This is a genomic window from uncultured Demequina sp. (assembly GCF_913055775.1).
Lineage (GTDB): Bacteria > Actinomycetota > Actinomycetes > Actinomycetales > Demequinaceae > Demequina.
The window spans coordinates 1-10,136 of record NZ_CAJXJX010000101.1 but is presented as its reverse complement, the minus strand read 5'-3'; the positions used below and the strand labels follow the sequence as shown (position 1 = coordinate 10,136).

General features: G+C 71.2%; 8 protein-coding genes and 2 pseudogenes. 5 read left to right on the top strand and 5 right to left on the bottom strand.

Going from position 1 to position 10,136, the window contains the following annotated elements:
• The 3 genes and pseudogenes from QZ483_RS10370 to QZ483_RS10360 form a co-directional block, all read left to right on the top strand.
• Positions 1-577, top strand: a pseudogene (locus QZ483_RS10370) (AAA family ATPase); the annotation flags it as partial.
• Between the two features lie 45 nt (positions 578-622).
• The gene (gene serA / locus QZ483_RS10365; protein WP_297083678.1) at positions 623-1,828 is read left to right on the top strand and encodes a phosphoglycerate dehydrogenase; all 1,206 of its coding nucleotides are present in this window, start codon (positions 623-625) and stop codon (positions 1,826-1,828) included.
• Between the two features lie 74 nt (positions 1,829-1,902).
• A complete protein-coding gene (locus tag QZ483_RS10360) occupies positions 1,903-3,762 on the top strand; it encodes a DEAD/DEAH box helicase (RefSeq protein WP_297083676.1) in 1,860 nt (619 codons plus the stop codon).
• Positions 3,763-3,861: 99 nt separating this feature from the next.
• On the opposite strand, the pseudogene nrdR reads toward QZ483_RS10360, so the two are convergent.
• Positions 3,862-4,315 (bottom strand): annotated as a pseudogene (gene nrdR / locus QZ483_RS10355) (transcriptional regulator NrdR); the annotation flags it as partial.
• Positions 4,316-4,459: 144 nt separating this feature from the next.
• Positions 4,460-4,867: a LysM peptidoglycan-binding domain-containing protein gene (locus QZ483_RS10350; RefSeq protein ID WP_297083672.1), complete on the bottom strand. Its 408-nt coding sequence runs from the start codon at positions 4,865-4,867 to the stop codon at positions 4,460-4,462.
• 183 nt (positions 4,868-5,050) lie between these two features.
• On the opposite strand from QZ483_RS10350, the gene lexA reads away from it, so the two are divergent.
• A complete protein-coding gene (gene lexA / locus QZ483_RS10345) occupies positions 5,051-5,761 on the top strand; it encodes a transcriptional repressor LexA (RefSeq protein ID WP_297083670.1) in 711 nt (236 codons plus the stop codon).
• A gap of 14 nt (positions 5,762-5,775) precedes the next feature.
• On the opposite strand, the gene QZ483_RS10340 is transcribed toward lexA, so the two are convergent.
• Genes QZ483_RS10340 through hflX form a run of 3 tightly spaced genes read right to left on the bottom strand, consistent with a single transcriptional unit; the run spans position 5,776 to position 9,557 of the window.
• A complete protein-coding gene (locus QZ483_RS10340) occupies positions 5,776-6,006 on the bottom strand; it encodes a hypothetical protein (protein WP_297083668.1) in 231 nt (76 codons plus the stop codon).
• A gap of 33 nt (positions 6,007-6,039) precedes the next feature.
• A complete protein-coding gene (locus tag QZ483_RS10335; RefSeq protein ID WP_297083665.1) occupies positions 6,040-8,067 on the bottom strand; it encodes an ATP-dependent DNA helicase in 2,028 nt (675 codons plus the stop codon).
• Entirely contained in the window at positions 8,064-9,557 is a 1,494-nt protein-coding gene (gene hflX, locus QZ483_RS10330) for a GTPase HflX (RefSeq protein ID WP_297083664.1), read from the bottom strand. Before hflX ends, QZ483_RS10335 begins: the two co-directional genes overlap by 4 nt.
• A 58-nt stretch (positions 9,558-9,615) precedes the next feature.
• On the opposite strand from hflX, the gene QZ483_RS10325 reads away from it, so the two are divergent.
• The coding region (locus tag QZ483_RS10325; RefSeq protein WP_297083662.1) for a class I SAM-dependent methyltransferase at positions 9,616-10,136 on the top strand (521 nt) is incomplete at its 3' end.

Below are 10,136 nucleotides of genomic sequence, written 5' to 3'. Positions count from 1 at the left end.
GTTGACGATCGTGGGCGACGTCGCTCAGGTGGCCGCCGCCGCCGGCACGCGCTGGTGGCCAGAGACCATGGACCCGCTGTTCGGCGACGCGTGGAACGTGCGCGAGCTCACGATCTCGTACCGCATCCCCGCCGCCGTCGCCGAGTCCGCGCAGGCCTTCGCGACCGCAGCGCGGCTCCCGGTCAGCGAGCTCAAGGCGGCGCGCGAGCTGGACGATGCGGTGGCGGTCACTCGCGCGGCGACGGCCGATGCGGTGGTCGCCTCGGCAGCGCACGTGGCGACGCGGCACGCGTCATCCATGGCGGACGGCGAGGGCGGGCTGGTCGCCGTGATCGCGCCCGACCACATGGTCGAGCAGACGCGCGAGGCCGTCGCGGAGATCGCCGTCGAGGGAGCCCCGGTCGAGGTGCACTCCGCCCGCGAGACCAAGGGCCTGGAGTTCGATGTCGCGGTGGTGATCGAGCCGACCGCGATCGCGGACGCGCGCGTGGGAGACCTGTACGTCGCGCTGACCCGCCCCACGCGCCGTCTCGAGATCGTGCACGGGCGCGATCTGCCCGCCGGCCTCGCGTCGTAGCCCGCACGACGGTGGAGTTGGTACGACCATCGTGAGTGCGAGAGTATGTCCCCCGTGCGCGCACTTCTTCTAGAGAACCTTCACCCCCAGGCCACCGAGAACCTCGAGGCCGCCGGCATCGACGTCGTCAACCACGCGGGAGCGATGGATGAGGACGAGCTGATCGAGGCCCTCGCGGGCGTCGAGATCCTCGGCATCCGCTCCAAGACCCAGCTCACGGAGCGCGTGATCGAGGCGTCGCCGTCGCTGTGCGCCGTAGGCGCGTTCTCGATCGGCACCAACCAGATCGACCTCGCCGCCGCCGCCCGCCATGGCATCGCGGCCTTCAATGCGCCGTTCTCGAATACGCGCTCGGTGGTCGAGATGGCGGTCGCCGAGATGATCTCGCTGACCCGGCGCCTGCAGGTGCACAACCGCCTCATGCACGAGGGCGTGTGGAACAAGTCCGCCGACGGCGCGCACGAGATCCGCGGCCGCACGCTGGGCATCGTGGGCTACGGCAACATCGGCTCGCAGCTGTCCGTGGTCGCCGAGGCCCTGGGCATGAACGTGATCTTCTACGACAACGCGGAGAAGCTCGCGCTGGGCAATGCGACGCGCATGCCTACGCTCGAGTCGCTGCTGCAGGCTGCCGATGTCGTGACGCTGCACGTCGACGGGCGGGCCGGCAACCAGGGCTTCTTCGGTCGCAAGCAGTTCGACACCATGAAGCCCGGCGCGCTGTTCCTCAACCTGTCGCGCGGCTTCATCGTGGACGTCGACGCTCTCAAGGAGGGCCTCGAGTCCGGCGCGATCGCCGGCGCGGCCATCGACGTGTTCCCCGAGGAGCCCAAGAAGAAGGGCGACCCGTTCACGTCGCCCCTGCAGAACACGCCCAACGTCATCCTCACCCCTCACATCGGCGGTTCCACCGAGGAGGCGCAGCGCGACATCGGCATCTTCGTGTCCAAGCGCCTGCGCGACTACATGCAGCACGGCTCCACGTCGCTCAGCGTCAACCTGCCCAACCTGCAGCTGGACCAGCCGCAGGGGTCGCACCGCATCGCGCACCTGCACGAGAACATCCCCGGCGTGCTGGCAGCGGTGAACCGCGTGTTCGCCGAGCACGACGTCAACATCGAGGGCCAGCTGCTTGCGACGCGCGGCGACCTGGGCTACGTGGTGACTGACATCGCCGCCGGCCTGACCGACGACTCCGTCGCCGACCTGGGCGCGATGCCCGGCACTGTGCGGCTGCGAGTGCTCTCATAGCCGCCGACGACGCGATCACCTTCCAGGACCTCGGGCTGCCCGAGGCGCTGGTCTCCTCGCTCGCCGCTGCGGGCATGGAGACCCCGTTCCCCATCCAGGCGGCCACGATCGCCGATGCGCTGGCGGGGAAGGACGTGCTGGGCAAGGCACGCACGGGGTCGGGCAAGACGCTGGGCTTCGGCCTGCCGGCGATCGCTCGCCTCGCGCAGACCGGCCGCGCCGAGCCGGGGCGTCCGCGCGCCATCGTGCTGGTGCCCACACGCGAGCTCGCGATGCAGGTCAACGACGCGCTCGAGCCCTTCGCCCACGCCATGGAGGTGTCGCTGCGGCTCGTGGCCGGCGGGCTGTCGATGTCGAAGCAGATCCGCTCTCTCGAGCGGGGCGTGCACCTGGTGGTGGCGACGCCGGGACGCCTCGCGGATCTCGCCCGCCGGGGTCACGCGGACCTGTCCCAGACCGATCTCGTGGTGCTCGACGAGGCGGACCACATGGCGGAGATGGGCTTCATGGAGGAGATCGAGAAGATCCTCGCCGCCACGCCTGCGGGCGGGCAGCGGCTCCTGTTCTCCGCGACCCTCGACGGCGACGTCGATCGCCTGGTGACGGCGTACATGGAGGATCCGGTCCTCCACGACGTCACCGACGGTGACGATGCTCCGGCGGACATGCGGCACGTGGTGCTGTCCGTGCCGCCGCACCTGAAGTATCGGCTCGCGACGCGCATCGTCGCTCGCGAGGGGCGCACGATCGCGTTCGTGCGCTCGAAGCTCGCGTGCGACCGCATCGCCGCCGAGATGCGCGACGCCGGCGTGCTGGCGGTCGCACTGCACGGCGATCGCTCGCAACACGAGCGCAATCACGCGATCACGGGCTTCCGCGCCGGGCAGATCCCCGTGCTCGTCGCCACCGACGTCGCGGCCCGCGGCATTCATGTCGATCATGTGGACCTGGTGCTCCAGATGGACCCGCCCGGCAACCACAAGGATTACACCCACCGCGCCGGGCGCACCGCGCGCGCCGGCGAGAGCGGGCTCGTGGTCACCATGTCCCTCCCGCACCAGCGCAAGCCGGTCGATCGGCTCATCGAGCTCGCCGGCGTCGACGCGACCTTCCGGAAGGTGGGCGGCGACGACCGCGAGTCGCTCGAGCAGCTGTCGCGCCTCACCGGTGCGCGGGAGCCGTCCGGCGTGCCCGTCGAGGAGCCGCTCCCCGCTGCCTCGGGAGAGCGCGCGCGAGGGCGTGGCGGCCGCGGTGGCGCGGGTGGGCGTGGTGGCTCCGGTGGTCGCGGTGGCTCCGGTGGCCGCGATCGGTCGGGATCGCGGCCGGAGCGCTCCGGTCGTCCGGCTCGCGGCGACGGCGCGCGACGTCCGGCACACGGCCGCACGTCGTACGGCACGAGTTCGAGCCCTCAGCACGAGAGCGCGAGGACGCGCTCCGACCTCGAGGCCCGCGAGCGCCGGATCGCGGAGCGCGAGCGCGAACTCGCCCTGCGCGAGCAGTACCTCAGCGATCGCGAAGGTCAGACCCGTCCCGGCCGCGGGAAGTCCACGAAGGGCCGCGATGGCCGGGACGACCGCCGCGGCTCTCGCGACAACCGCGACTACCGGCGTGACGACCGACGTGGGCGCTTCGATACCGACGCGAGCGACCGTGACAACCGACGTGGCTCACGGGAGGGTCGCGACGACCGCAGCCCCGCTCGCTACGACCGCGACGCCGGCGCGAAGCCCCGCGGCAGGAAGCCCGCCCACGGCGGAGCGACGCAGGACACCGGCGGCAAGGCCCGCAAGCAGGACGGCGGCACGCGCGGCAACAACTCTGCGGGCAAGCCGGTCAAGAAGTCGGACGGCAAGCCTGGCAAGAAGTCTGCGGGCAAGCCCACCAAGAGCACCTCGAGCCGCCGGGGCAAGCCCCGCCCCAAGAAGAAGCGCTGACCACCCGCGGGGTTCGCGCACGGTGCAACGCGCAAGCACCGGTGCGTCCTGGTGGAGCGTCAGTGGGGATTCTGGGAGTCGGACGGACCCGGGTGGAGGATCAGCGTCAGTCGTCGCCGCGCAGCAGCGTGATGGCGGCCTCGAAGTCCTCGAGCGTCTCAAACGCCTGGTAGACGCTCGCGAAGCGCAGGTAGGCGATCTCGTCGAGCTCGCGCAACGGCGGGAGAATCGCGAGCCCGATGTCGGTCGCGTCGATCTCCGCCTGTCCCTGCGCACGGATCGATTCCTCGACGCGGTGGGCGAGCACGGCGAGGTCGTCCTCGCTGACCGGGCGTCCCTGGCACGCCTTGCGCACGCCGGACATCACCTTGTCGCGGCTGAATGACTCGACCAGTCCGTTGCGCTTCACCACCGACAGGCTGGCCGTCTCGACCGTCGAGAAGCGCTTGCCACACTCGGGGCACTCGCGCCGGCGCCGGATCGACGACCCGTCCTCGGTAGTGCGCGAGTCGACGACGCGCGAGTCCGGGTGGCGGCAGAAGGGGCAATGCATGGGAACACTCTCCCATGAAAGGCGCACGCGACCGTTCAGCCCATCGGAACCGGTCGAGCCGCTCCCCCGATGCGCCGCGCTGACGACTGCCCGGACCACGCGCGGCCGATCTGAGCCGAACGTCCGCGCGAGCGCGGCCGCACGTCAGTCGATGACCGGCAGCCTCAACTGCTGACCCGCCTGCAGAGCCGAGTCCGTCATGGCGTTGACCGTCAGGATGTCCGCGACGACGTCGCGCACGTCCACTCCGGCGGGCGCGATGCTCGACGCGATCTCCCACATGGTCTCCCCCTGGCCCACCGTGTAGGTGTCGAGCACCACCGGGATCTCAGACGAGTCGTTCGCGAACGCCTGCGGCGCCAGGAACGCGCCGAGCGCGAGCAGCACCACGACCAGGATCCCTCGCCGACGAGCGCGCGCGGCGGGTGTGTCGATCATGTGGACGCGCACGGAGCCGCGTCGCGGCTGAACGGAAGCGGGGCGCGACGAGGACCGAACGATCGCAGGCACCGGGCGGGAGATCGCCGGGCTGGTCATCGCGTATGCAGTCATGTCTTCCTCCATTCGAACACATGTTCGTCGAACACGTGTTCTATTTGTAGCACTCTGGTCGGACAGAGGCAAGACACGCTCGAACATATGTTTGATTTCCGCGTTCGGGTGCCCTACCGTCATGAAGGACAGCCCATCACCGGGGTCTGACATCGAGCCGGGCAGGGCCCGCGAGGAGGAGACATGGACGAGCGCTCAGTCGAGGGCGGCGCCACCATCCACGAGTTCCCGACGGCCCCCGAGGACCGGCTCACCGACCGCCAGCGACGCATCCTCGAGACCATCCGCGACTCGGTCGAGTCCCGCGGCTACCCGCCGTCGATGCGGGAGATCGGCGAGGCCGTGGGCCTCACGTCGACCTCCTCGGTGAAGCATCAGCTGTCCGCCCTGGAGTCGAAGGGCTACCTGCGCCGCGACCCACATCGGCCCCGCGCCATCGAGGTGGTCATGCCCGGCCAGGAGTCCGCGCCCGACACGTCAAACCCCGAGATCGCCGTTGCGCCGGCCGTCGACCGGGACGACCTCTCGATGGTCCCGCTCGTCGGCCGCATCGCCGCCGGTGGCCCGGTGCTCGCGGACCAGGCCGTCGAGGACATCTTCGCCCTGCCCAAGCAGCTCACCGGCGAGGGCGAGCTGTTCATGCTCAACGTCACCGGTGATTCGATGATCGACGCCGCGATCTGCGACGGCGACTGGGTCGTCGTGCGCCGGCAGGCGACGGCAGACAACGGCGACATCGTCGCCGCGCTCCTGGATGACGAGGCCACGGTCAAGACGTTCCGGCGCAAGGACGGCCAGGTCTGGCTGATGCCTCACAACCCCGCGTACACGCCCATCGACGGCACCCACGCGTCCATCATGGGCAAGGTGGTCTCGGTCCTGCGTCGCGTGTAGCGACGCCACAGCGACTACTCGGTCGCGCGCCAGTCGTCCTTCCAGTGGAATCCGCCCTGGATTGCGCGGCGCATCGCGCCCATCGAGTTCGCGACCGTGGTCTGGTACGTCCGCGACTCCTCAGACTCCGCTTCGGCGGCAAGCCGCCGGCCCCGCTTCTCGAAGTGCGCCAGGTACTCCGCGAAGCGCTCGCGCTCCTCCTGCTGGCCGCGCTCGTACTCGGCGCTGGGCGTCGTCTCAGTCATCGTGGGGCTCCTTCCGCGTCCACAGCCTAGGGCCTACTCGCCGCGCTCCCGCGCAGCCGCGTCGAGGCGTCGCAGCGCCTCGAGCACCGTGTCGCGGTCGGACGTGCCCCACAGCGGCGGCATCGACCGCGCGAGGAAGCCTCCGTACCGGGCCGTCGCCAGGCGCGAGTCGAGCACGGCGACCACTCCCCTGTCCTCGTGAGAGCGGATCAGGCGCCCGGACCCCTGGGCGAGCAGCAACGCAGCATGAGTCGCGGAGACGGCCATGAAACCGTTGCCGCCGGACTGCGCGACGGCCTCGCTCCGCGCCTGCGAGATCGGCTCGTCCGGCCGGGGGAACGGGATGCGATCGATCACCACCAGCGACGCCGTCGCGCCGGGCACGTCGATGCCCTGCCACAGTGACGTGGACCCGAACAGACACGCCTGCGGGTCCTCGCGAAACCGCTCGACCAGCGTCGGCAGCTGATCGTCGAGCTGGTACAGCACCGGCACGTCGAGCCTGGCACGCATGGCCTCGGCCGCGGCCTGCCCGGCCCGGTGCGACGAGAACAGCCCCAGGGTCCGGCCGCCAGCCGCCTCGATCAGCGCGGCGAGCTCGTCGAGCGCCTCGTCCGAGATACCGCCCGGCCCCGGTCGCGGCAGGTGCGACGCCACGTACAGGATTCCCTGGCTGCCGTACTCGAAGGGGCTGCCGGCATCCATGGTGATCGGCTCGTCGATGCCCAGGTGACGCGCCATCGCCTCGAAGTTGCCGCCCAGCGCCAGGGTCGCCGACGTGAAGACCGAGGCCTTCTCCGAGATGAGCCGCTCGCGGATCAGACCCGCGACATCGAGGGGCGCCGCGACGATGCGCACCGCCGCCCGCGACTCGTAGTCGCCGTCGGGAGGCGCGAGCCAGATCACATAGCGCCCGTGCTCGCCCAGGAGCTCCTCGCACACGTCGAAGACCTCGGTGAGAGCGGCGGTCGCGAGCTTGGCGGTGGCCGATGCGGTGTCACCCGGGGAGCCCGTCTCACCGGCGTCCTTGCCGAGCTTCTGCACCTGGCTGAGCATGGCGCGCGCGGCGCCACGCGCCAGGTCGACGGCCTCGGCGAGGTCCTCGGGCAGGCCCAGGCGCAGCCGCCCGGGCTCGTGCTCGCCCAGCGCGCCATCGAGAGCACGCGCCGCCCGGTCGAGCTCCTCGGAGTCGATCCCGCACCGTCGAGCAGCCGTCGCCGCGCGATCGAGGCGCAGCACGGTGAGTTCGTGGGTCGCGGAGGACGTGATCCGGCTCACCAGCTCGTGCGCCTCGTCGACGATGAGGGCGTGATGCTCGCCCAGCAGGTCGTGGCTGGCCGCCTGGACTCCCAGCACGGCGTGGTTGGTGACGACGATCCCGGCGTTCGCCGCCTGGTCGCGCACCTGCTGCGAGAAGCACTCCTTGAGCATGGGGCACTTGGACTCGAGACACTCGCGACCGGTGACGGACACCTGCGCCCACGCGCGGTGGGACACGCCGGGGACGAGGTCGTCCCGGTCGCCCGTGTCGGTCTCCTCCGCCCACGCGTGCAGCCTCGCGACCTCGCGTCCCAGGTCACTCGTGGGGCCCGCCTGGATCGGCAGCATGTCCTCGTCCGGCTCGCCGTAGCCGCCCGCCATCTTGTGCTTGCACAGATAGTTGGCGCGTCCCTTGAACAGCGCCGCCCGAGGACGCTCGCCCAGCTCCGGCTCGAGTGCGTCGAGCACGAGGGGGAGATCCTTGGAGTACACCTGTCGCTGCAGCGCGAGCGTCGCCGTGGACACCACGATGCGCTCCTTCGCCCGTGCCGCGTGCACGACCGCGGGCACGAGGTAGGCCAGGGACTTTCCGGTGCCGGTTCCCGCCTGCACCAGCGCGTGCTCGCCGTGGCCCAGCGCGCGCTCGACCGCGGCCGTCATCGCGGTCTGGCCGGCACGCTCCTTGCCCCCCAGCGCGGCGACGGCCGTGCCGAGCAGCCGAACGGCCTCGGTCCGCGCGGCCGCGTCCTCGCTCACCGCGACGTCATCACCCGCGGCGACGGGCGCATCGGCCGTGCTCACGCAGCGAGCGCGGCGGCTTCGAGCCGCGCGGCGAGGGGCTCGTCGACCAGCGCGATCAGGCGCGTGCCCTCGGGCTCGTGGGTCTCCTCGATGATCTCGCCGTGCAGGTGGGCCTCGTGGATCAGGTCGCCGCGCGTGTACGGCACCACGACGTCGACACGGACGTCGGGACGCGGCAGCTCGCGGCCGATCAGGGCCATCAGCGCGTCGATGCCCTCACCCGTGAGCGCAGAGACCTCGATGGTGGTCTCCGGCCGCGCGCGCAGGCGCATCAGCGTCTCGGGGTCCGCGATGTCCGCCTTGTTGAGCACGATCACCTCGCGCACCTCGTCCGCACCCGGCACGTCCGACAGCACGGTGCGTACCGCCGAGATCTGTCCCTCGGGATCCGGGTGCGACGCATCGACCACGTGCAGCATGAGGTCCGCCTGCGCGACCTCCTCGAGCGTCGACGCGAAGGCCGCGACCAGCTGGTGCGGCAGGTCCCGCACGAAGCCCACGGTGTCGGACACCGTGAACTCGCGGCCGTCGGGCGTCTGCGAACGGCGCACCGTCGGGTCCAGGGTGGCGAACAGCGCGTTCTCCACGAGGACGCCCGCGCCCGTGACGCGGTTCAGCAGCGAGGACTTGCCGGCGTTGGTGTAGCCCACGATCGCGACGTTGGGCAGCGCCCTCCGGCTGCTGCGCCGCACCTCGCGCGCGGGCTCCATGGCCTTGATCTGGCGGCGCAGCTGCGCCATGCGCGTGTGGATGCGCCGGCGGTCCAGCTCGATCTTGGTCTCACCGGGACCGCGGGAACCCATGCCCGCCGCGGCGCCGCCGACCTGTCCACCTGCCTGGCGGGACATCGAGTCACCCCAGCCGCGCAGTCGCGGCAGCAGGTACTCGAGCTGGGCGAGCTCGACCTGCGCCTTGCCCTCCTTGGACTTGGCGTGCTGGGCGAAGATGTCGAGGATCAACGCGGTGCGGTCGATGACCTTGACCTTCACCACGTCCTCGAGCGCGCGGCGCTGGCTGGGAGCGAGGTCGTCATTCACCACGACGGTGTCGGCGCCCACCGCGGCCACGATCTCCGCGACCTCCGCCGCCTTGCCCTTGCCGATGTACGTGGCGGGGTCCGGGTGCGGGCGGCGCTGCAGGACGCCATCGAGGACCTGCGAGCCGGCCGTCTCGGCGAGAGCCGCGAGCTCGCGCAGCCCCACCTCAGCCTCGGCGGCACTGCCCTGGGACCACTGCCCCACCAGCACGACCTTCTCAAGGCGCAGCTGGCGGTATTCGACCTCGGTGATGTCCTCGAGCTCGGTCGAGAGGTTGTCGACGCGGCGTAGCGCGGCGCGCTCCTCGCGCTCGAACTGGTCGCCGTCGTACGCGGTGCGCGCGGTGCCGCCCTCGGCCACCGCCGTTCCCGCGCGCGACAGCACCCGCTCGATCACCGCATCGGCGCGAGAGGGCTGCTGGTCGTCGTTGCTGTCGTGGAGCGCTTCACTCATGCTCCGTCCATTGTCGCATCGCGCGCTGACAGGCACCACCACCGGTACGCTCGCACGCGTGAGCGAGGACCACTACTTCACCGCGGAGCCCGCGTCCGCTGACGAGCGCCGCCGCATCCACGTCCAGCTCGCCGGGCGCGACGTCGATGTGGAGACCGCGCCCGGCATCTTCTCCCCCGGGCACCTCGACCTGGGTACCCAGGTGCTGCTGCGTCACCTGCCGCCGGCTCCCGCCGGCGACGTGCTGGATCTGGGGTGCGGGTGGGGACCGCTCGCGCTGACGGCAGCACTGGGCACGGCCGATGCGCGGGTCACCGCGGTCGACGTCAACCGTCGCTCGCTGGACTTGACCGCGCGCAACGCGGAGCGGCTGGGGGTGGCCGCACAGGTTGCCGCCCTGGAGCCGGGCGACGTTCCGACGGAGCTGCGCTTCGACGCGATCTGGTCCAACCCGCCCATCCGGATCGGCAAAGAGGCGCTGCACGGTCTGCTCAGCACGTGGCTGCCGCGCCTGGCCCCGGGCGGCGAGGCATGGCTCGTGGTGCAGAAGAACCTGGGCGCCGATTCCCTCGCCCGCTG

Excerpts from the sequence above, each read along its gene's own strand:
- serA (WP_297083678.1), top strand. The coding sequence starts at position 623 with ATGTCCCCCGTGCGCGCACTTCTTCTAGAGAACCTTCACCCCCAGGCC.
- QZ483_RS10360 (WP_297083676.1), top strand. The coding sequence starts at position 1,903 with ATGGAGACCCCGTTCCCCATCCAGGCGGCCACGATCGCCGATGCGCTG.
- QZ483_RS10350 (WP_297083672.1), bottom strand. The coding sequence starts at position 4,867 with ATGACTGCATACGCGATGACCAGCCCGGCGATCTCCCGCCCGGTGCCT.
- lexA (WP_297083670.1), top strand. The coding sequence starts at position 5,051 with ATGGACGAGCGCTCAGTCGAGGGCGGCGCCACCATCCACGAGTTCCCG.
- QZ483_RS10340 (WP_297083668.1), bottom strand. The coding sequence starts at position 6,006 with ATGACTGAGACGACGCCCAGCGCCGAGTACGAGCGCGGCCAGCAGGAG.
- hflX (WP_297083664.1), bottom strand. The coding sequence starts at position 9,557 with ATGAGTGAAGCGCTCCACGACAGCAACGACGACCAGCAGCCCTCTCGC.